The 20,160-nt window shown below is 35.9% G+C and carries 15 protein-coding genes; 8 read left to right on the top strand and 7 right to left on the bottom strand.

Annotation, left to right across the window (positions count from 1 at the left end):
- Window positions 1-3: 3 nt before the first annotated feature.
- The 3 genes from B0A80_RS16980 to B0A80_RS16990 form a co-directional block, all read right to left on the bottom strand.
- On the bottom strand, window positions 4-1,314 hold the full coding sequence (locus B0A80_RS16980) for a TolC family protein (protein WP_089078063.1): 1,311 nt from the start codon (window positions 1,312-1,314) through the stop codon (window positions 4-6).
- A 77-nt stretch (window positions 1,315-1,391) separates the two neighbouring features.
- A complete protein-coding gene (locus tag B0A80_RS16985; protein WP_089078064.1) occupies window positions 1,392-4,487 on the bottom strand; it encodes an efflux RND transporter permease subunit in 3,096 nt (1,031 codons plus the stop codon).
- 155 nt (window positions 4,488-4,642) lie between these two features.
- Window positions 4,643-5,704, bottom strand: coding sequence for an efflux RND transporter periplasmic adaptor subunit (locus B0A80_RS16990; RefSeq protein WP_089078065.1), 1,062 nt, complete (start codon window positions 5,702-5,704; stop codon window positions 4,643-4,645).
- A gap of 698 nt (window positions 5,705-6,402) precedes the next feature.
- Between B0A80_RS16990 and B0A80_RS16995 the strand changes: the two genes are divergently transcribed.
- From B0A80_RS16995 to B0A80_RS17005, 3 genes are all read left to right on the top strand, one after another.
- On the top strand, window positions 6,403-6,999 hold the full coding sequence (locus B0A80_RS16995) for a TlpA family protein disulfide reductase (RefSeq protein WP_089078066.1): 597 nt from the start codon (window positions 6,403-6,405) through the stop codon (window positions 6,997-6,999).
- A 31-nt stretch (window positions 7,000-7,030) separates the two neighbouring features.
- Window positions 7,031-7,885 (top strand): histidine kinase, encoded by an 855-nt coding sequence (locus tag B0A80_RS17000; RefSeq protein ID WP_017498790.1) that lies wholly within the window; start codon window positions 7,031-7,033, stop codon window positions 7,883-7,885.
- 102 nt (window positions 7,886-7,987) lie between these two features.
- Complete coding sequence (locus B0A80_RS17005; RefSeq protein WP_089078067.1) at window positions 7,988-8,590, top strand: PAS domain-containing protein; 603 nt, start codon at window positions 7,988-7,990, stop codon at window positions 8,588-8,590.
- A 541-nt stretch (window positions 8,591-9,131) separates the two neighbouring features.
- Here B0A80_RS17005 and recG read toward each other — a convergent pair.
- The gene (gene recG / locus B0A80_RS17010) at window positions 9,132-11,240 is read right to left on the bottom strand and encodes an ATP-dependent DNA helicase RecG (protein ID WP_089078068.1); all 2,109 of its coding nucleotides are present in this window, start codon (window positions 11,238-11,240) and stop codon (window positions 9,132-9,134) included.
- Window positions 11,241-11,495: 255 nt separating this feature from the next.
- Here recG and B0A80_RS17015 point away from each other — a divergent pair, with 255 nt between their 5' ends.
- Window positions 11,496-13,262, top strand: coding sequence for a hypothetical protein (locus B0A80_RS17015; RefSeq protein ID WP_089078069.1), 1,767 nt, complete (start codon window positions 11,496-11,498; stop codon window positions 13,260-13,262).
- 63 nt (window positions 13,263-13,325) lie between these two features.
- Window positions 13,326-13,865 (top strand): DUF1697 domain-containing protein, encoded by a 540-nt coding sequence (locus B0A80_RS17020; protein ID WP_089078070.1) that lies wholly within the window; start codon window positions 13,326-13,328, stop codon window positions 13,863-13,865.
- 146 nt (window positions 13,866-14,011) lie between these two features.
- Here the strand turns inward: B0A80_RS17020 and B0A80_RS17025 are convergent, their stop codons facing one another.
- Together B0A80_RS17025 and B0A80_RS17030 are read right to left on the bottom strand one after the other, a co-directional pair.
- A complete protein-coding gene (locus B0A80_RS17025) occupies window positions 14,012-14,515 on the bottom strand; it encodes a hypothetical protein (protein ID WP_089078071.1) in 504 nt (167 codons plus the stop codon).
- Window positions 14,516-14,524: 9 nt separating this feature from the next.
- Window positions 14,525-15,262: a Dph6-related ATP pyrophosphatase gene (locus tag B0A80_RS17030; protein ID WP_089078076.1), complete on the bottom strand. Its 738-nt coding sequence runs from the start codon at window positions 15,260-15,262 to the stop codon at window positions 14,525-14,527.
- A 95-nt stretch (window positions 15,263-15,357) separates the two neighbouring features.
- Here B0A80_RS17030 and B0A80_RS17035 point away from each other — a divergent pair, with 95 nt between their 5' ends.
- Both B0A80_RS17035 and B0A80_RS17040 read left to right on the top strand, forming a co-directional pair.
- Window positions 15,358-17,430 (top strand): M1 family metallopeptidase, encoded by a 2,073-nt coding sequence (locus B0A80_RS17035; RefSeq protein ID WP_089078072.1) that lies wholly within the window; start codon window positions 15,358-15,360, stop codon window positions 17,428-17,430.
- 95 nt (window positions 17,431-17,525) lie between these two features.
- Complete coding sequence (locus B0A80_RS17040) at window positions 17,526-18,425, top strand: patatin-like phospholipase family protein (protein ID WP_017497538.1); 900 nt, start codon at window positions 17,526-17,528, stop codon at window positions 18,423-18,425.
- 140 nt (window positions 18,426-18,565) lie between these two features.
- On the opposite strand, the gene B0A80_RS17045 is transcribed toward B0A80_RS17040, so the two are convergent.
- Window positions 18,566-19,087 (bottom strand): DUF7935 family protein, encoded by a 522-nt coding sequence (locus B0A80_RS17045; RefSeq protein ID WP_070908108.1) that lies wholly within the window; start codon window positions 19,085-19,087, stop codon window positions 18,566-18,568.
- A gap of 124 nt (window positions 19,088-19,211) precedes the next feature.
- Between B0A80_RS17045 and B0A80_RS17050 the strand changes: the two genes are divergently transcribed.
- Window positions 19,212-19,979: a sulfite exporter TauE/SafE family protein gene (locus tag B0A80_RS17050; RefSeq protein ID WP_089078073.1), complete on the top strand. Its 768-nt coding sequence runs from the start codon at window positions 19,212-19,214 to the stop codon at window positions 19,977-19,979.
- Window positions 19,980-20,160: the final 181 nt, after the last annotated feature.

The following is a 20,160-nucleotide window of genomic DNA, read 5'->3' on the forward strand; positions in this document are numbered from 1 at the left end:
ACTTTAAAAATTGATATTCCCGGCCAATTCTTTCAAAGCAATCTCAGATAATTTTGCCTGAAACTGTGCATTGCTGTAGCGTACTTTAGCATTTACATAGTTTAATTGAGCCGTTCTGAAATCCAGCGTTGTGATAGTTCCAATTCTGAATTTATCTAAAGTAATATCTAAATTTTGTTTGGCAATCGTTACGTTGTCTTCTTCTAATCCAATCAATTCTAAATTGGTTAAATACGTTTGAAAAGCGGTGCTTAACTGAGTGTCCAGGATCATGTTTTGCTGCTCAATCGCAATTTGTGAGTTTTCGATCTGCAATTTCGCTATCTTTTCATTTCGATGTTGATTGAACCCATCAAAAATGTTTAAAGTGGCGTTAAAACCATAGTTGAAACCTTTAGATGAGTTCTGACTTGTAAATCCAAGACTGGACTGACTTTCGTTAAAGTTGTATCCTGAAGTCAGGTTTACCACCGGATAACGGTCTGCTTTTACTTGTTTAAGCTGAAGTTCGGCAATACGTTTGTTGATAATCTGAGATTCTAAAGCCGGATTTTGTTTGTGAGCCAATTCTATTAAATCGACTAAAACGAGTTTATTATCTACAGCAACTACATTGGTTACGGTGAAATTTATTTTAGGATCACGTGCCAAATATTGGTTGAGTAAGATCTTAGCATTGGCATAGGATTCTTTTTGTCTCAGCAAAGCAACCTGATCTGAATTTAAATCAACCTGTGCATTTAAAACTTCCAGTTTTGATGCTTTTCCAATACTGAAACGGTTTTGTGCCAGCGTTAATCTTTGTTTCGAAATTACAATTGTGGTGTCTAATGCAGACAATTGCTGCTGTTGCTGTACCAAATCAAAGTAAGCGCTGTTGACCTGTCCAATTTTGACCAATATCACTCTTTTCATTTCAGAATCACCCAGTTTTTGCAGTTCTTTAAGCTGATCCAGTTTGGCAAACATTTTCATTCCGTCAAAAACGGTCCATCCCAAGCTAACACCGTAGGCTAAACTGTTATTTTTAGCATTTCTTAAAGAGGTTGTAGTTCCGTCCTGACGTGTTTGTGACGAGTTGGTAACACTGTTATTGTCGGTTACCGAAGCTGTGGCCCTTGGCAACATTCCGGCATTTCCAACTGTTACATTGGTTTCGCTTATTTTAAGGCTGTTTTTAGCAATCTTAATTTCGAAATTATTCTCTAAGGCAATCTTCATGGCGTCTTCAATGGTTAAGACTTCCTGCGCACTGATTTTTGTTGTACAGAACAACAATAAAACGAGACTTGTTACTATTATTTTAGCTTTCATGTGATGAAGGGTTAGCTGCGATTCCACTTTTTCAGAAGAGATTCGCAGCTTCTATAGGATTTCAGATTTTATATCAATTATTTTGTGTTTCTTTCATATTCATCGATATGATCAAATTCAGGATAATGTTTTCTTGCTTTAGACCACATTAAATAAATAGCAGGAATCACAAATAGGGTTAAGGCTAACGAAAAGATGGTTCCTCCAACAATTACAACCCCCATACCAATTCTACTCGTAGAGGCAGCACCAAGTGACATTGCAATTGGCAAAGCTCCTAAAGCGATGGCCAAACTTGTCATTAAAATTGGGCGCAAACGTGCTTCTGAGGCTTCTAAAATAGCTTCCATTTTTGGTTTTCCCTGTTCGCGCAGCTGATTGGCAAATTCGACAATCAAAATACCGTTCTTCGTCACCAATCCAATAAGCATTACCGTTCCAATCTGGCTAAAGATATTCCAGGTCTGATTGAAGAGCCATAACGAGAATAAAGCTCCGGCAACCGCCATAGGTACGGTTAAGATGATGATAAGCGGATCGATAAAACTCTCGAACTGTGCAGCAAGAATTAAAAAGATCAGTAATAGGGCTAATCCAAAGGCGAAAGAAGTGTTTGAACTACTTTCAACAAAGTCTCTCGATTCTCCACTTAAATCAGTGGTAAAAGTATCGTTAAGTACTTTTGCTTTGATTCTGTCCATTTCCTGAATACCGTCGCTGATACTTTTTCCCGGCGCTAAACCTGCAGAAACTGTTGCCGACATATAACGGTTGTTGTGGTACAATTGAGGCGGATTACTTTGTTCTTCAATTTTAACCACGTTGTCCATCTGAATCAATTCTCCGCTTTTATTTTTCACAAACATCGAAGTCAGATCCAGCGGTTTCGAACGGTCTTTTTGATCAAACTGACCAATTACCTGATATTGTTTTCCATTTTTAATGAAATATCCAAAACGCTGCCCGCTTAAAGAAAGCTGTAACGTTTGTGCAATGTCAAGGATCGAAATTCCTAAACTTTCTGCTTTTTCACGATCGATACTTACGTTGATTTCAGGTTTGTTGAATTTTAAATTCACATCGGTAACCGAGAAAACGTCACTTTTGCCTACTTCTTCCATAAAAACCGGAATTTTTTCTCTCAGTTTCTCAAAATTCGGAGCTTGAATGATATACTGAATCGGTAATCCTCCACGACGGTTTACGGCAATGGTTGGCTGTTGAATTACAGAAGTTTTAGCATCAGGATATCGTTTGGTCATTTTGGTCAATTGATCTGCAATATCTTTCTGAGATCTTTTTCTCTGATCCGGTTCAACCAATGAAAGTCGGATAAAACCAGAGTTAGTGGCCGAAGCTCCAAAGCCCGGGGCAGTGATAACCAGACTCACTTTTTTCTCCGGAATAGAATCGTCTACCAATCTCGAGATTTCCTGCATAAAACGATCGGTGTATTCGTAAGAGGACCCTTCCGGCGTAGTCATACGCATGGTCACAGAACTACGATCGTCATAAGGCGCCGTTTCTTTTGGGAGTATGGTAAAAAACAAATAGATCAATCCAAAACAAGCAATCAGAATAGGGAAACTAAGCCATTTTTTTGCGATAAAGCGATTCAAAGAGTCGGCATAACCGCTGTTTAGTTTTTCAAAGAAAGGCTCGGTTTTTACGTAGAATTTAGATTTTTTCTGTTCTCCGCCTTTCATCAAATAGGCGTTAAGCATTGGTGTCAAAGTCAGCGATACAAAAGCCGAGATTAAAACGGCAGCTCCAATGACGACCCCAAATTCCCTAAAGAGTCGGCCGACAAATCCTTCTAAAAATATTACCGGCAAAAATACGGCCGCAAGGGTTACCGAAATTGAGATTACGGCATAGAATATTTCATTAGATCCTTTAATCGCGGCTTCAATTGGCGACATGCCTTCTTCTACTTTTTTGAAGATGTTCTCGGTCACTACAATTCCGTCGTCGACCACCAGACCGGTGGCTAAAACAATGGCAAGTAAAGTCAATACGTTGATCGAAAACCCGAAAAGCCACATGATGAAAAACGTCGCAATCAACGAAACGGGAATGTCAATTAATGGTCTGAACGCAATAGCCCAGTCTCTGAAAAACAAGTAGATAATAATGATTACCAAAATAATCGATATCCCTAAAGTTTCGGCAACTTCAAGTACTGATTTTTTAACAAAGATCGTATTGTCCAGTGCAATATTCAGTTTGATATCTTTTGGAAGATCCTTTTTTAAGGCTTCGTACTTTTTGTAAAATTCAGATGAAATGTCCAGATAGTTGGCTCCCGGCATTGGTACTATAGCAAGACCAATCATAGGTAAACCGGATTGACTCAATTTTGTTTCGATATTTTCAGGACCTAGTTCGGCTCCTCCAATATCGCTTAAACGAACAATCTTATCGCCATTGGTACGAATGATAATGTTGTTGAATTCTTCCGGCTTCGAAAGGTTACCAACCGTTTTTACGGTTAACTCGGTATTGTTTCCGGTTAGTTTTCCTGAAGGCAATTCAACATTTTGGGAGTTTAAAGCATTACGAACATCAGATACAGTGCATTTATAAGCGGTAAGTTTTACAGGATCAATCCATAAACGCATGGCGTAGCGTTTTTGCCCCCATATTTGAACACCGCTGACTCCCGGAATAGTTTCCAAACGTTGTGAAATCACATTTTCGGCATAATCACTCAATTCCAGAGAACTTCTGGTGTCACTTTGTACCGTCATGGAAATAATAGCGTCACTGTCGGCATCTGCCTTGGAGACTACCGGCGGGGCGTCAATATCCTGCGGTAAACTTCTGATGGCCTGAGAAACTTTATCACGAACGTCGTTTGCTGCTTCTTCCAGATTTTTGTCCAGATTAAATTCAATGGTGATGTTACTGCTTCCCTGATTACTGGAAGAAGTTATGTTTCGAATCCCATCGATTGCGTTGACCGCTTTTTCAAGAGGCTCTGTAATCTGAGATTCTATAATGTCGGAATTGGCTCCGGTATAGTTGGTTCGGATAGAAACCTGTGCAGGGTCGATCGAAGGAAATTCCCTAACACCTAAAAAGGTATAACCAATGAAACCGAACAGAATAATTAAAAGATTCAGTACGATGGTTAAAACAGGTCTTTTTATACTGGTTGTTGATAAACTCATAATGTTATTTATGATTTTAGAGTTTAGATTTTAGATTTTTTGAATAAGCAGAAGATAGAGTATAGAATGTAGAAAATAGATTGGAGCGTATTAATTGTCACGTTAGACGTCATAGATTTTAAAACTAACAACTAACATTTCACATCTCACATTTTCTATTTTTTTACATTCACTTTTATTGGTGCTTCATTTTTAAGCGACATTACGCCACTGGTAATCAGGGTATCTCCGGCTTTTAATCCTGACAGAATTAAAATAGAAGAGTCTGTTCTTGTCGTAGCGTCAACCATAACTTCTTTGGCTTTACCCATATTGGCAATGTATACTTTTTTACCGCTTTGTACCGGAATTATAGCTTCTGAAGGGACTACAATGGCATCTTTTACAATGTTTAGAGGTAGTTTAACATCAGCGAAAGTTCCAGGGAAAAGCTTTCCATCCACGTTATCCGCAATAGCACGAATTTGCAGTGTACGTGTAGCTACTTCGACTTCCGGCTCGATGGCGTATATTTTTGCTGTATAAACTTTATCGGAACCTGAAACGCTAAAATCAATAACAGATCCGGATTTTACTTGTGCAGCATATTTTTCAGGTATCGAAAATGTAATTTTTAGCTTACCGGTATTTACCAGTTTTGCAACCAGAACGGTAGGATTGATGTAGGTTCCCGGCGAAATAGAACGCAAACCAACTTTACCTGAGAACGGAGCTTTAACTGAAGTTTTGGCGATTTGAGCTCTGATTAGCTGACTTTGTGCCTGTGCAGAGGCATGATCGGCTTTTGCAACGTCAAATTCTTCCTGACTGATGGCTTCCTTCTGAAGCAATAATTTTGCTCTTCTCTCATTTTCGGCAGCCAGACCTTCACGGGTCACGGCTTGTCTGAGTTGCGCTTTTAGTTCGATGTCATTTACTTTAAAAAGTACCTGTCCTTTGTTTACAAAACTGCCTTCATTGAAATAAATGCCTTCCACAATTCCGGAAACTTCACTTCGAATCTCAATTTGTTCATTGGCTTCAATAGAACCTGATAGTGACAGGTTGTTGTCGAAGGTTGCAGTTTTAACAACTATTCCGGTTACCGTAGTAGGAGTGTCTTTGTCTCCAAACTTTTTCGATTCGTCGTTTTTCTTTTTATTCGACACGACTCTGTAGGCAATAAAACCTCCTAATACAATGATCAGTAGGGCGTAAACTAAGTTTTTTACTTTCATAAACTTGAGGTAAATGTATTTTTTTTGGTGTATGTTTTCAGTAAGCACACAAATTTAACTTTTTGTTGTGAAATCTGGAGAGCTTAGCTTTTATTTAACATTTGTACGTACAAACATGACATAAAACTTAGATTAGACTCTTTTTCTATGCCAAGGTTTAATACAGAATTAAAAAAAATCAAGATAATTAATCAACCCGTTGGTTTTAAATAATATAAAAGTCGATTAGTACATAGAAATATAGATCTTATGTCCATATATAAAAAGAAAACATAGTTGCATCTGTATTCAAAATAAGTGAAACGCCTTATTCAAAAATATTGATTCTCTGTATTAAAGAATAATTGGACCCAACGAGTTAAATCAGTTAAAGTTTACATCTTTTAAGAACTTCTTTTCTGTGGTTTTACCCACAAAAAGGGTAGAATTACGGGTTCTGCGAATCAAAAAAATCCGACAAAGATATTTTTCGATGTATTTTGTCCGATTTTATTTGCACTTTATCGATTTTATTCGTAACATTGATAGGCTTAAACAAAATGATCTGTTTTTTTTGGAATAATAATGTATCTGAGGGTTAAGCGTTAAAATGTGTAGGTTTTTTATTTGATTTAAAGTTAAAATAGTTAAATAAATAAACAGTGTAATTAACAACTGTTTAGACATTTTTTAAGTTTCAACCCCAAATTTACTTGTTTATGCTAAAAAAATTACTCGTTGGTTTATGGATGGCATTGTTGGTTGTAGCTATCTCATTTCTCTTCTGGCAGAATGAATTTAAATACAGTCTGCCTACGCCGGTTCCTCAAAATTACAAAGCGATAGCTGTAGGAAGTAAGATTGATTTAAAATGCTGTTTGGCAGATCAGAAACCTATTTTTATCCATTTCTTTAATCCCGATTGTCCTTGTTCCCGGTTTAACATTCCTCATGTTTCGGAACTCATTAAAAAGTATGGCGACCGGATTAATTTCAAAATTGTGGTGCTCAACAAAGAGAGATCTTTCACCATAGCCGAAATTCAGAAAAAATTTGATGCTAAAATTCCAGTTTATTTCGATCAGGCAATAGCTAAAAATTGCGGTGTTTTCTCAACCCCGCAAGCTGTTCTTCTGGATGATTCTCAGAATTTATACTATCGCGGGAACTACAATAAAACCAGGTATTGTACCAATGCCGACAGTAATTATGCTCAAATGGCAATTGATTCCTTATTGAAACAGAATCATTCTCCTTCCTTTGATGCTTTAGCTCTGAGAGCTTACGGATGTTCGTTACCAAAATGCAATAAATAAACCAAATTCTTAACCAAAATCATTTTAATTTATGAAAACAAGAGCCAGTTTGAATGAACAAGATTATTTGCACAATTTCATGTCTACGATGACCCAACGATCGGACACCATTGTCAATTATGTTTTAGCGATTTATTTTCTGTTTGGAATTGCTTTAGCTTTTAAATATGATACGTTTGAGATCGGGGTAGGAGTAGGTGTTTTAAATTTGCTGTTGTACTATTCAGCAAAGTTTTTCTTTAAGAAATCTAATTTTTACCAGTATGTGCTAGCTATTGTTTTAGCTATATTTATGGCACAGTATATTTATCAAATGCATGGTTTATTTGAGATGCATTTTACCGTTTTTATTGCCAGCACGATTTTAATTATATATCAAAACTGGAAGCTTCAGATTCCTTTGACACTTTTGGTGGTCTTGCATCATGGGGCTTTGGCGTATTTGCAAAATCAGGTTTTCAACGACCCAAAAGGATTACAATTGTATTTCTCGCAGGTTAATTTTGATGTAGAAACCTTTGTAGTTCACGTCGTTCTGGCGGCAGTGGTATTTTTTATGAACGGGTACTGGGCGTACTATTTTAAAGAACACAGTCAAAACCACATTTCTAAAATTTCAGACGAATACGAACTAGAGAACATGAAATTGGCTTCTGCAAAGTACAGCTCACTAACCGCTACAAAAGATTATAATGATTTTATTCACAGAACGACACTGGATTTGAAATTACCGGTAAGCTCTGTGCTTAAACTTATTGACGTTTCGAAAGGACATACAGACAATGATAAATTATTAAACTATTTGGAGATGATGCGTGAAAGTGCCAAGAGAATTGATGATCTGGTAAACGATATTCATGTGAAATCTACTGATAGCAGAAATTAAGATAACAAATTGTAGTGTGTTTTAAATCAGCTGTTTAATGATTTTAAAATACGGACCTAAGATAAAAAATGGTATTGCTTATTAATTTTAAATACAGGATTTATGGACAACAGAATTACCCGCCCGACTCCATCCGACAGAGAAGTCGACTGGAACAAAACAAAAGTATTATTAAGTAAAACAGATACAAAAGGAACCATTTTATATGCAAATGAGGCATTTATTGATGTTTCGGGATATGATGAGCATGAATTAATCGGTCACGCTCATAATATTGTCCGTCATCCGGATATGCCGAAAGTAATTTTTAAATTTCTATGGGATAGCATTAAATCAAGTCAAAACATCCATGTCATTATCAAAAATATGTCCAAAACGGGACGATTCTATTGGGTGGTAACCGATTTTAAAATTATTGCAGATGATGATGGTGAAATTGTTGGTTATTTTGGAACCCGAAAATCAGTACCTGAGGAAATCATTACGAAGTTTATTGACCCTCTGTATAAAAAACTGCTGCATATTGAAGAGGTAAGCGGAATGGGTGCTGCCGAAGATTATTTGATTGGCTTTTTAGAAGAACGCAAAAAAACGTACATGGAGTATATCGATCATTTGATTGCGACAGGAAAAGACGACAAGAATAAAATAAGCAAAGGACTTTTTAGTGGTCTGTTTGAAAAGAAAGCAGCTCCTAAAAAATAGCAATTTCATTAGAATATATATACTTCATTGTAAAAGATAAGCATTCAACTTAGAAGAATTTGTCCCCCAACGAATTCAAATCACCAAAAACATCAGTTGTTGAAGGCCTGGTCTTTGCCACAATGAAGTATATTTTTTTATACATTTCCATGAGCCTTCGACTTCGCTCAGGGTGACCGTAGTAGTTCTGTATTTAATTTAGTTTCCAAAAGTCTTCAAGCTGGCTTTTGATGATAGCGATAGGTTTGCATCTAATTTAGTTTTCATAAGCCTTCGACTTCGCTCAGGATGACTACACTATATCTATATCTATATTTATTTTTACTCAGATTTGACCGTAGTATTCCTTATATTTAGTTTAGCTTTTATAAGTCTTCAACTTGGCTTTTGATGATAGCAATAGGTTTGCATTTAATTTAGTTTTCATAAGCCTTCGACTTCGCTCAGGGTGACCGTAGTGTCCTTGTTTATAGTATCGGTAGCAATCCTAATCTTAGAATCTCAGCACCTTAGAATCTTAGCAACTTAGAACCTCAGAACCTTAACTAATATAATTCCAAATGTTTTTCTTCTTAGTCAGTTCGATAAAAACAGCTTTTAGTATGGCATGTTCCGGTTTTTGGAGTGGTGCGTCTTCTTTTAGGATTTTCATGGCATAATTACGGGCCAGACCCAGGATATCTCTGTCGCGAACAATGTCGGCAATTTGAAGATTCAGAACGCCGCTTTGTTGCGTTCCCATCAAATCACCCGGGCCACGTAGTTTAAGATCTACTTCGGCGATTTCAAAACCATCGTTGGTTTGAACCATGGTTTCCATTCGTGTTTTACTGTCTGAGCTTAGTTTGAAACTTGTCATCAGAATACAATAACTCTGTTCGGCTCCACGACCCACACGTCCACGTAACTGATGGAGTTGTGACAGACCAAAACGTTCTGCGCTTTCAATAATCATTACACTGGCATTGGGAACGTTAACACCAACCTCAATTACGGTGGTGGCTATCATGATATTGGTTTTACCTTCAGAAAAACGTTTCATCTCAGCATCTTTATCAGCAGGTTTCATTTTGCCGTGTAGAATAGAAATAGCGTATTGAGGTAATGGAAAATCACGGGAAATACTCTCGTAACCGTCCATTAGATCTTTAAAATCCATTTTTTCCGATTCCTGAATCAGTGGATAAACAATATAGATCTGTCTTCCCAGAGCGATTTCATCACGTAGAAATTTCCAGACTTTCAAACGATTGCTGTCGTATCGATGAACCGTTTGAATCGGTTTTCGTCCGGGAGGCAATTCGTCAATTACAGAAATGTCTAAGTCCCCATACAAACTCATAGCCAAAGTTCTCGGAATAGGAGTAGCGGTCATCACCAAAACGTGCGGAGGAATTTCGTTTTTCTTCCACAATTTCGAACGCTGTTCTACGCCAAAACGATGCTGTTCGTCAATTACAGCGAGTCCCAGATTCTGAAATTTTACCTTGTCTTCCAGTAGCGCATGTGTGCCAATTAAAATTTGCAAACTTCCGTTTTCCAGTTCTTCGTGAATTACTTTTCGAGCTGCAGTTTTACTTGAACCTGTTAAGAGTTTTATATTGATATTTAGTGTTTTAGCTAATTCAGATAATCCAATAAAATGCTGATTGGCAAGGATTTCTGTAGGAGCCATTAAGCACGCCTGAAACCCATTGTCTATCGCCAAAAGCATGCTCATAAAAGCGACAATTGTTTTTCCGGACCCTACGTCTCCCTGAAGCAATCGGTTCATCTGGGCATTGCTTCCCATATCCGAACGAATCTCTTTGATTACTCTTTTTTGAGCATTTGTGAGACTAAACGGTAAATGATTCTGATAAAATTCATTAAAAAACGTTCCTACCATGGTAAAAGCATGTCCTTTTATTTTATGCTTTCGGATAAGGTTTTTAGTGATTAATTGAAGTTGTATAAAAAATAATTCCTCAAATTTGAGTCGGTATTGTGCTTTCGCCAAAGCATCAGTGCTTTTCGGAAAATGAATATTGAATAAAGCGGCTCTTTTAGAAATAAGTCTTAATTCTTCGATTAAATAAGTTGGAAAAGTTTCGGTAAATAAAGCCTGAGTTTCCAGAAACAACTGCTCCATTAGTTTGTTAATGGTACGGTTTGAAATTCCTTTATTAGCCAGTGTTTCGGTTGAAGGATAAACGGGCTGCATGGCCGAACGAAGACTTCTTTCATGTTCGCTCCACAATTCAATTTCCGGATGCGCCATACTAAATTGACTTCCGTATAACGAACATTTTCCAAAAATTACACAAACCTCATTCAGTTTCAGACTTTCGCGAATCCATTTATGCCCCTGAAACCAGTTTAGATCCATTTGCCCCGTATCGTCTACAAAAGTAGCGACCAGCCGCTTTTTATTCTTTGCAAATTCGACGGTTTTAATATTGATTATTTTTCCAATAATCTGCACCTCAGAACCTGTATTCTGAAGTTCGTTAATTTTATAGTAACGCGTTCGGTCTATATATCTGTTCGGAAAAAAATTAACCAAATCTCCATACTTATGAATTCCAAGTTCCTTTCGAAGCAGCTGCCCACGACTGGGACCAACGCCTTTTAGGTATTCAATGGGGGTTTCAAGGAGATTGTTGGACATTTCGGTAATTGTAGATTTTAGATTTTTAGAGTATAGAGCAAAGAATAAAGAGTATAGAGCAAAGAGGCAAGATTTTAGAGTAAAATCTATAATCTTGACTCTTTGCTCTATTTTCTATCTTCGAATCGCTTTCATAATTGCGAAGATAGATTTTAATTGGGAAATTTGAAAGTCTGAAATAATTCATTGCCTATTTTAATAAATAAAGATATTGAGTAGATTTGTTCAGATGTTTTTAGACCAAAACCTTACATAATGACTAACGAAGAAAAAGTTCCTTTTGAAACCATGAATTTTGCTGGTGTTACTTTCAAGGTGATTAACCGACATGAAGCCAACACTATTATTGGTGATCTTACTGATTTTAACAATCAAAAAATATACAATGTTTTTGAAGATACCTGGCGTTTTCCGGATTACGAAGACAATCCTATATTTCTCTTAGCGGAAGATGATGTCGAAATGGATACGTTTGAAATGGATTACAGCACAGATGAAAATCCGGATGTTTTTATACTCGGATTTATTTTCAAAGGCAATCTAACAGTTAAAAAACTTATTAGTTCTTTTGATACAGATAATTCACCTGCTCTGATTGTTTTAGGAGAAACAACCACTACAAACATTACTTTGTTTGGAAGTGTACATTATTTAGGCGGCGGCTTAAAATGCGATTCCCTTTTAGGAGAATACAATCATGGAGAACTTTTTGTGAAGGGTGATGTTACCGCCTGGTTAATCTACAGTGATGATATGTGGATGCATTTTGAACGTTTTACAAATGTTCAGGCAATTGTTAATGTGGGGAGACCTGATGTTTTGATTTGCAGTAATCTGACAGATACAGACGGATCAATCGTAACCATTGAAAATTACCTTCCTTCGACACACCGATTGAGTGATATCGTAAATGATTCCTTTGTTGAATATTCCGATGATGGTACAGAGATCCTAGGTAACAATTATTATGATGATTGCTTTAAGAAAGGACTTTCAATTGTTGATCAAAGCAAATCAGATCAATATTTGTATACTGATTTTCGCGCTCAGTTTAAAGAGGCTGTAGAAACGATAGTTGAGATGGAAAAATTCAAAACAGAGGAAAGACTTTACAGCAATATTGGAAATACTACACATTTGTTTGTTTCTTTTGATTATGAAGGAAAGAAATACAGTCAGCTTTCAGAAGAAATTGGAAACGGATTTAATATTAGAATGCGTGGTTTATGGTGTCATGATACTGAAGAAATTACACTGATTCTCGAATATCTGGATGAAGAGGGAAATCCGAAATACCAATGGATGAATGATGAAACGACAAACGGAATCGAGTTTTATTGTGTAAAACGTGCTGTAATAGAAGCTTTTTATTTTCTTACTTCAGAGGCTGAAGAGGAAGATGATGTCGAAATAGAGGAGGATGAAGAATACGATAACAGTTTTTCATTAGAAGAATTTGCTGTACAGTTTGGTAAATACGCTTTGCCAACAGATTTAGTAAAGTTGTACGAGTTTGAGCAGAAATATGGCCCAGAAACTTATTCGGAATGTTTTGGTTTGACTATTACAGAAGACAAGACCGGCATTAAAACATGGTCGGAAAAAGAAGAATTTTACAATAGTTTTATCGAGTTTGCAGGAGCCAACGGTTCCGGAAGTTCGTATGCTTACTGGTTGATAAATGAGGATTTAAACGATTGTCCTATAGTCGTGTTTGGCGATGAAGGAGGTATTCATATAGTGGCTGAAAATACCAGTAAACTAATTCACCTTCTCACTTTAGATACTGAAATTTCAGTTGATTTCGATTCGGCTTATTTTTACAAAGACGAAGAGTATTATGAAGAGAATGAGAATAAGGAAGAGTTTCAGCAATGGGTTAAAAAGGAGTTCAGTCTTGATCCGTTAGAAACCAATGAAGAAACAGAAGAAATTGTAAGCGAGGCTCAAAAGAAATACAAAAAACGACTAAATGATTTCTTAATCAGTTTTGATATTGAAATAGGTGAAGACGACGAGTAATTCTCTGGGAGTTCAAGGTCTCTACAAAATCGAAATTTCTATCTTTGAATAAAATTTATAAAAATGACTACACATTTAGCACTTTTACGCGGGATCAACGTTTCCGGTCACAACATGATAAAAATGGAAGCTTTGAAAATAATGTTAGAAAACATGGGCTTTCAAAACGTACGCACTTATCTGCAGTCCGGAAATGTATTTGTGGATACAGAAGAAGAAAGTGCTTCAAAAGTAGGTTTTATGATCAAACAGGAGATTTTTAAAGTTTTCGGACATGAAGTTCCTGTGATTGTAATTGCTAAAGAAGACCTGGAATTGTGCTTTTCCAATAATCCATTTTTAAAAGAAAAAGATATTGATATCAAGAAACTTTACATTGTTTTTGTTTCGATTGCTTTGAAAAAAGAAAGCATACACGATTTAAAAATCAGTCAATTTAAGCCTGATGAAGCTAGTATTGATGAAAACCGTATTTATATTAAGTATGATATAGGTGCCGGAAAGACAAGATTAGAACTGAAATACATTGAGAAAAAACTAAATGTAATAGGAACAATGCGTAACCTGAATACTGTTACCAATTTGCTGAACATGTATGTTTAGATCTTTAGATTATTAGAATGTTAGATTATTAGATTCTTGGACCTTGACTGAAGAAAAAAGAAAGACAGAGTCCCGAGAGGACTAGTTTTTCATAATTTATTCCTAATAAGATCTAAGCTAGTCTAACAATCTAAAAATCTAACAATCTATTCTCTCATCCATTTTAGCATCGTCGGAAAAGCCGGTTTTCCTTCTTTAGTGGCGCTATCACTACCTAAAGTAAGACCGATCCACTCAAGAAAAGGCAGGCCAATAAAATTTCCTGAAGTAAAATTAGAGATCAGCCATTCAGAATCATTTTTATAACCATCGGGGTGAAAAACCAGCTCGATTGGTAATTTTAAATATAAACATGCGGCAAAAGACCATAAAATAGCAGCCATTTCTTCCGCTTCAGTGGGCCAGTTGGAGGTTATTTTTTCGGTTCCGACGAGTTTTCTGTCGGAAGGACTGGTTACAGCAAGATGCCCCGCTTCGTGCAAAATATCACCCGGATATAATAATTTATCATAATCAATAATAACACAGTTCGGACCTAAATCTAAACCCGGCAGAAAAGTATCATTTAATTCCTTTTCAATTACATCTATTCCAATTTCAGTAAGAAAAGATAAAATTTTCTTTATTTCTGAATTTTCTTTCGTGAACATATTCTCGTTTTAAATCAAATCACAATACCAAAATCCATAATCAAAAGCATCGCTGGAATTGGTGTCACAAGCAGTGTTTGAGGTTTCCTGAGTTTTAGGTTTTTCATACTTGCGGTAAACGATTTCTCCAATTTCAAAAGAAACAGGCTCTGAGAAAATTGGCCCATCAAAAGTAAAAGTATGAAATTCACCATTTTCACCGCAAACATCTACGTTTTCAGGTAAGTCGTTAATGAAATCCTGATCGATAATTCTTCCCACAAAACTTTTATCTAAAAACCGTTCGTTTACACATACCACAATCGTTTTAAATCCAAGGGCAATGAATTCTTGTATTAAATCCTGAGTCGGAATTTTCCAAAGAGGAAATACACCTTCAAAACCTATTTTAACCAATTGAGCCTCACGATACTTTCGTAAATCTTCCAGAAAAATATCCCCAAAAATGGAATGTGTAATTCCCTGATTTTTTAATTCAGCTAAGGTTTCATTCATTACACCTTCGTAAATCTCCATCGTAGGCATTTCCGGGATTTGCATGATTTTCAAAGGCAAACCCAGACTTTTTGCTTGTGCTTCCAACAGTTCTACACGAACACCATGCATTGAAATTCGCTGGTATTGTTGATTAACACTTGTCAGTAAACATTCAATTTTAAAATCAGGATTTTGTAAAATTTTATAGAGAGCAAGAGCAGAATCTTTTCCGCTGCTCCAGTTAAATAGAGCTTTTTTAGGTATTGGCATGCTGTTGTAATTTTGTATGGTAAACTTACAACTTTCATTCGATTTGTTTGTCAAACCTTTGTAACTTTGGAATTTCGCCCTCAATTTTGGTTCCAATGAAATATACTCTCTTATTTTTTACCGCTTTTACTTTTGCGCAGCAAACACAATTTGTTGATTTTAAAACCGTCTCCGGACAATTGACTGTAAATTCTGTCGAAAAAACAATTTCAGGTACAGTCGATTATCAATTTGAGATTCTGAAACCAATTGATACGATCAGGATTGATGCAAAAAATATGGCATTTTCTAATGTTCAGATAGATAACAGAGAAGCTGTTTTTATAAGTACAGATAAAGAACTGAAGATTGTCGGTAATTTCCAAAAGGGAGAAAATCATCTTACTTTTCAATACAGCGCCAAACCAAAACAGGCCCTGTATTTTGTGAATATGGACAACTCAGAAGTACAAATCTGGACACAAGGGCAGGGAAGGTATACCAGCAATTGGTTTCCAAGTTTTGATGATGTAAACGAAAAGGTCGTATTTAGTTTAGGAGTAACATACGATAGTACTTATCAGGTCATTTCGAATGGTATTTTAGAAAGTAAAAAAATAAACACCAATCAAACACACTGGCAGTATAAAATGGATAAACCAATGAGTTCTTATCTTCTGATGCTTGCCATAGGAAAGTATGATAAAAGAGAGCTAAAGGCAAAATCCAGAATCCCGTTAGAGTATTATCTGGAAAACAAAGATGCAGATCGTTTTGAACCAACTTACCGTTACTCCAAACGTATTTTTGATTTTTTGGAGAAAGAAATAGGAGTTAAATATCCATGGGAAATCTATCGCGAAATTCCGGTACGTGATTTTTTATATGCCGGTATGGAAAACACTACTTCAACGCTTTTTGCTACCCGTTATGTCGTGGATTCTATCGGTTTTGAAGATCGAAATTACACCAATGTAGACGCACATGAATTAGCACATCATTGGTTTGGTGACCTTATTACAGCCGAAAGCAGTACACATCATTGGCTTCAGGAAGGTTTTGCTACTTATTTTGCAGCTCTGGCCGAAAGAGAAATTTATGGCGATGATTTTTTCTACTCCAAATTATACGATACCGCACAACAGATAAAATTTGCCTCCAGAACCGATTCTATTCCGGTTTTAAATGCAAAAGCAAGCTCTTTGACTTTTTATGAAAAAGGAGCCTGGGCATTATTTGTACTACATGAATCTATTGGCGATAAAGCATTCAAAAAAGCAATAAAGAGTTATCTTAAAAAATACGCTTATCAAACGGTAAATACACAAAATTTCTTTGATGAAATAAAAAAGGTCTCTGACTTTGATTTGGATAAATTTCAGAAAACCTGGTTGGAATCAATTGTTTTTGATACAGCAACGGCCAATACTTTATTGAGTAAAAACAAATCGATTCAGGTTCGATTAGAAGTTGATAAATTAAAAAAAACAGCTTTAGCAGAGAAAGAATCATTTTTAAGTAAAACTTTAGATTCAGATATTTACTCTTCTGTAAAAGAAGCTATTGTTAATCAATTAGAAAATGAAAAGTACGAATCAAAGAAAGCATTATTATTGCAAGCTCTGAAAACTAATGACCTTCAGGTTCGGCAGGAAGTTGCCGCTTCTTTGACTAAAATCCCCGAAGACTTTAGGGTGGAATATGAAAGCTTGCTTGACGACAAATCATATCAAACACAAGAAGTTGCTTTGTATTGGTTATGGAGAAACTTTCCCGAACAGCGTACCCGATATTTGGATAAATCAAAAAATTGGGTTGGTTTCAACGACTACAATTTAAGAACACTGTGGCTTTCATTAGCACTTTCAACACCTAATTACGCAAATGATTCAGAAGTCTTAATTTCAGAGTTAATAGCTTTTTCTTCTGCAAAATATGAAGCTACAACCAGACAAAATGCTTTAGAAAAACTGATTGCTTTTAAGATCATCAATGATGCTGTTTTAACGAACTTAGTTTCCGCTACAACTCATCACATGTGGCAATTTTCAAAGTTTGGGAGAGATACAATCCGACTTTTGCTAAAAAATACAGATTTGCGTGCTTCGTTTGAAAGAATTTTGACTAATTTAAACCCCGACGAACAATTTCAACTAAAACGTTTGTTGGCAGAGGAAGTAAAAAAATAGCAATTTTTAGTAGTAATAAAAACAGAGTGGAGTAATTGTAAAAAAGTACAATTGAATATTTAACTCCTAACTTAAAACGCACAACTTAAAAAAATATGAGAGCATTGGTTATTTCTGGTGGGGGAAGTAAAGGAGCATTTGCCGGCGGTGTCGCACAATACCTGATCGAAGAGAAGAATCATGAGTATGATTTGTTTATTGGTACTTCGACCGGTAGTTTGCTAATACCTCATTTGGCCTTAGGGCACATTAAGAAAATTCACTCTGTTTATACCAATGTTACCATGGCCAGTATTTTTAATATTTGTCCATTTGTTGTGAAAAATAAGGACGGAGTAGACATTGTAACCATAAATCATTTTAACGTATTACGTCAGTTTTTCAAGGGAAAACGTACTTTCGGTGAAAGTAAAGGTTTAAAGAGGTACATAAAGAACAATTTTTCTATATCAGATTTCAATAAACTAAAAAAACTGGACAGTGACATTGTTATAACAGTAACTAATTTTACCAAGAATGAGGCAGAATACAAATCAGTGAAAGATTGTACTTATGAAGAATTCTGTGAATGGTCCTGGATTTCCAGTAATTATGTCCCTTTTATGAGTCTTGTTGAGAAAAACAACTACGAATACGGGGATGGAGGTTTTGCAAGCTTAGTTCCAATCCGTGAAGCCATTAATCGCGGGGCAACAGAAATTGACGTTATTATTCTGGAAACTGAGGTAAATATGGATAAAACAGTTATCGGTAAGAATCCATTTTCTTTAATGATCGATTTGTTCCGAATTGCTTTAGATCAGGTCGAAAAGCATGATATTACTATTGGGAAGCTTCTGGCAAACAATAAAAATGTAAAACTTAATCTCTATTACACCCCAACAAAACTAACCGATAATGCCCTTATCTTCAATCAGGAAGTCATGAAAGAGTGGTGGGAACAAGGCTATGAATATGCCCAGAATAAATCTGAAGTTATGAGTGATAACAGATAGTCTTTCTTAGACTTCTTAGTTTGTTAGACTAACTTAGATTATTGGATCTTTAGATTATTGGATTATTCGAAAGACAAAAAAACTCATCATAAGGTTTAACTTCAAAATCTAATACTCTAAAGATCCAGCAATCTAAGAATCTAGAAAAGTTCCGCTACTTCATTCTTGATATACGCCAAAGCTGCATTGCTTGGGGATTGTTTCTCTAATAAATCATTTAAAATTACTTCACGCAATTTATCAGCACTGTCTACACGATCGCTCATAGCAGTCTTACGGATGATTTGTATGGTTGAATTTTTTGCTGTGGTAATAATGGTCCAGCATTCATCCGACATATAAATTTGTTGGGTTAAATTGTGCTCAAACTCTTGTTCGATCTGATCGATCACAAAATTCTCGTAATCGTGTTTTTCATTTGAGATAGGAGCGATTCGGATCAGTAATTTGGTCAGATTGATACGCTCTAAGTATAAAGTCATACGCTCGTAAGCTTGTAAGCGTATAGGCAAAGATTCTTTATGTGCTTCTTTGTTTAGTAAAAAATTACGCTTTTTATCGAAATTCTTAATGTGCAGTTCAAAAAAACTGTAGGCAACAAATCCGGTAACGACAGCAGGTAAAGTGTAACTGGCTAATTCTATAATTCTTGTAAAATCCATTGGGTTTAAATTTTTAGCAAAAATATACTTTTCGAGGAGAAATCCACTTTAAAATTATTGTAATAAACAAACTGGAAGCATACTTTTGTGATGAGATTTTAAAACTACTTCAAATACAGCCTGAATGGACACCTACATTATAATTTTACTTTGTTTAGCTGCTTTTGCGGCAGGATTTATTGATGCTATAGTAGGTGGAGGCGGATTAATTCAAACACCAATGGGTTTGATTCTATTGCCAAATTTACCGGTTTCTACCGTTATAGGTACTCTGAAGTTACCCGCTTTTACCGGAACTTCTTTTGCAGCCTTTCAATACCTCAAAAAAGTTGTAATTCAATGGAGACTTTTAATAATTATGATGTGTTTAGCTGTTCCCTCTGCATTTCTGGGTTCTACGCTGCTAACTTACGTCAGTAATGATTTTATGAAACCTCTTTTATTGGTTGTGTTATCACTTTTACTGATTTATACTTATGCCAAGAAGAATTTCGGACAACACGAAGCTAAAGATCATTCGGCCGGAATACAAATATTATATGCCGTTGTTATCAGTATAATTGTTGGTTTTTATGATGGCTTTATCGGTCCCGGAACCGGAAGTTTTTTTGTGGTTTCTTTTATAGCGCTTTTAGGATTTGATTTTCTTCACGCGTCTGCAAATGCCAAAATGGTAAATCTCGCTACCAACTTCGGTTCGATCTGTCTCTTTATGATAAAAGGAAAAATAATCTGGACAATCGCAATTCCTATGGCGATAAGCAACGGACTCGGCGGGTGGCTTGGTGCAAAACTCGCCATTAATAAAGGAAATGGTTTTATTCGCGTTTTCTTTTTAGTGGTAGTAATTGGTACGTTAATCCGATTTTCTTACGATGTCTTCTATAAATAGGTGCTGAGTTGCTAAGATTCTGAGGGTCTAAGTTTTTCGTTGGTTTTCGTTTCTAATAAATAACTATTAATAAATTTCATACATTATAATAACTAATTCTCTTGAAAGTTTAGATAAACATGCTCACTAAATAGGTTAGTGCCTGATAATCTATATTATTAGAAAAACAAAAAACTTAGTA

It is taken from the genome of Flavobacterium tructae (genome assembly GCF_002217475.1).
In the GTDB taxonomy this organism is placed as follows: domain Bacteria; phylum Bacteroidota; class Bacteroidia; order Flavobacteriales; family Flavobacteriaceae; genus Flavobacterium; species Flavobacterium tructae.

What these genes read in the sequence shown, in the direction of transcription:
- B0A80_RS16980 (WP_089078063.1), bottom strand. Translation starts at nt 1,314, where the DNA reads ATGAAAGCTAAAATAATAGTAACAAGTCTCGTTTTATTGTTGTTCTGT.
- B0A80_RS16985 (WP_089078064.1), bottom strand. Translation starts at nt 4,487, where the DNA reads ATGAGTTTATCAACAACCAGTATAAAAAGACCTGTTTTAACCATCGTA.
- B0A80_RS16990 (WP_089078065.1), bottom strand. Translation starts at nt 5,704, where the DNA reads ATGAAAGTAAAAAACTTAGTTTACGCCCTACTGATCATTGTATTAGGA.
- B0A80_RS16995 (WP_089078066.1), top strand. Translation starts at nt 6,403, where the DNA reads ATGCTAAAAAAATTACTCGTTGGTTTATGGATGGCATTGTTGGTTGTA.
- B0A80_RS17000 (WP_017498790.1), top strand. Translation starts at nt 7,031, where the DNA reads ATGAAAACAAGAGCCAGTTTGAATGAACAAGATTATTTGCACAATTTC.
- B0A80_RS17005 (WP_089078067.1), top strand. Translation starts at nt 7,988, where the DNA reads ATGGACAACAGAATTACCCGCCCGACTCCATCCGACAGAGAAGTCGAC.
- recG (WP_089078068.1), bottom strand. Translation starts at nt 11,240, where the DNA reads ATGTCCAACAATCTCCTTGAAACCCCCATTGAATACCTAAAAGGCGTT.
- B0A80_RS17015 (WP_089078069.1), top strand. Translation starts at nt 11,496, where the DNA reads ATGACTAACGAAGAAAAAGTTCCTTTTGAAACCATGAATTTTGCTGGT.
- B0A80_RS17020 (WP_089078070.1), top strand. Translation starts at nt 13,326, where the DNA reads ATGACTACACATTTAGCACTTTTACGCGGGATCAACGTTTCCGGTCAC.
- B0A80_RS17025 (WP_089078071.1), bottom strand. Translation starts at nt 14,515, where the DNA reads ATGTTCACGAAAGAAAATTCAGAAATAAAGAAAATTTTATCTTTTCTT.
- B0A80_RS17030 (WP_089078076.1), bottom strand. Translation starts at nt 15,262, where the DNA reads ATGCCAATACCTAAAAAAGCTCTATTTAACTGGAGCAGCGGAAAAGAT.
- B0A80_RS17035 (WP_089078072.1), top strand. Translation starts at nt 15,358, where the DNA reads ATGAAATATACTCTCTTATTTTTTACCGCTTTTACTTTTGCGCAGCAA.
- B0A80_RS17040 (WP_017497538.1), top strand. Translation starts at nt 17,526, where the DNA reads ATGAGAGCATTGGTTATTTCTGGTGGGGGAAGTAAAGGAGCATTTGCC.
- B0A80_RS17045 (WP_070908108.1), bottom strand. Translation starts at nt 19,087, where the DNA reads ATGGATTTTACAAGAATTATAGAATTAGCCAGTTACACTTTACCTGCT.
- B0A80_RS17050 (WP_089078073.1), top strand. Translation starts at nt 19,212, where the DNA reads ATGGACACCTACATTATAATTTTACTTTGTTTAGCTGCTTTTGCGGCA.